1 protein-coding gene is annotated in these 1302 nt (G+C 62.8%); it reads left to right on the top strand.

Annotated features, from left to right (window positions below):
- Positions 1-1241, top strand: a 1241-nt coding sequence (purB, locus tag EN939_RS34570) for an adenylosuccinate lyase (protein ID WP_127271866.1), incomplete at its 5' end; no start/stop codon positions are given.
- Positions 1242-1302: the final 61 nt, after the last annotated feature.

Genomic DNA, 1302 nt, shown 5'->3' with positions numbered 1-1302 from the left:
GGTTCGAGATCGAAGCCTATGCCTGCGACGCGTTGGCCGAACTCGGCGTCATCCCCAGGGAAGCGGCAAAAACCATCTGGGAAAAGGGCGGGGCGGCAAAATTCGATGTCGAGGCGATCGACGAGATCGAGCGCGTCACCAAGCATGACGTCATCGCCTTCCTGACCCATCTTGCCGAATTCGTCGGACCGGACGCCCGCTTCATCCACCAGGGGATGACCTCGTCCGATGTTCTCGACACCTGCTTTGCGGTGCAGCTTACCCGCGCCAGCGACATCCTGCTCGCCGACATCGATGGCTTGCTTGCAGCGCTTAAGCGCCGCGCCTTCGAGCACAAGGACACCGTCACCATCGGCCGCAGCCATGGCATCCATGCCGAGCCGACGACCTTTGGCGTCAAGCTGGCGCAGGCCTATGCCGAATTCTCGCGCTGCCGCGAGCGGTTGGTGCACGCGCGCGAAGACATCGCCACCTGCGCGATTTCGGGCGCGGTCGGCACCTTCGCCAACATCGACCCCTATGTCGAGGAGCATGTGGCGGCAAAGCTCGGCCTGAAGCCCGAGCCGGTGTCGACGCAAGTGATCCCGCGCGACCGCCACGCCATGTTCTTTGCCACGCTCGGCGTCATCGCCTCGTCGGTCGAGCGGCTGTCGATCGAAATCCGGCATTTGCAGCGCACCGAAGTGCTGGAAGCTGAAGAGTATTTTTCGCCGGGCCAGAAGGGCTCGTCGGCCATGCCGCACAAGCGCAACCCGGTGCTGACCGAAAACCTCACCGGTCTTGCCCGCATGGTGCGCTCCATGGCGCTGCCGGCGATGGAAAATGTGGCGCTCTGGCACGAGCGCGACATCTCGCACTCCTCGGTCGAGCGCATGATCGGCCCGGATGCCACCGTGACGCTCGATTTCGCACTGTCACGGCTGACCGGCGTCGTCGACAAGCTGCTCGTCTATCCCGACAACATGCTGAAGAACATGAACAAGTTCCGCGGCCTCGTGCATTCGCAGCGCGTCATGCTGGCGCTGACCCAAGCCGGCCTGTCGCGCGAAGACTCCTACCGGCTGGTGCAGCGCAACGCCATGAGAGTGTGGGAGCAAGGCGCTGATTTCCTTGAGGAACTTTTGGCCGACAAGGAAGTGACCGCAGCGCTGCCGGAAGCCGAAATCCGCGAGAAATTCGACTTGGGCTATCATACCAAGCATGTCGACACGATCTTCAAGCGGGTGTTTGGGGAAGCCTGAGCTTCCTTCTCCCCGTCACTATACGGGGAGAAGGTGCCGGCAGGCGGATGAGGGGCGGTGC

This window comes from Mesorhizobium sp. M7A.F.Ca.CA.002.05.1.1, from assembly GCF_003998335.1.
Taxonomy (GTDB): Bacteria; Pseudomonadota; Alphaproteobacteria; order Rhizobiales; family Rhizobiaceae; genus Mesorhizobium.
The sequence above is the reverse complement of the archived record's forward strand: the minus strand, read 5'-3'. Positions and strand labels throughout refer to the sequence as shown.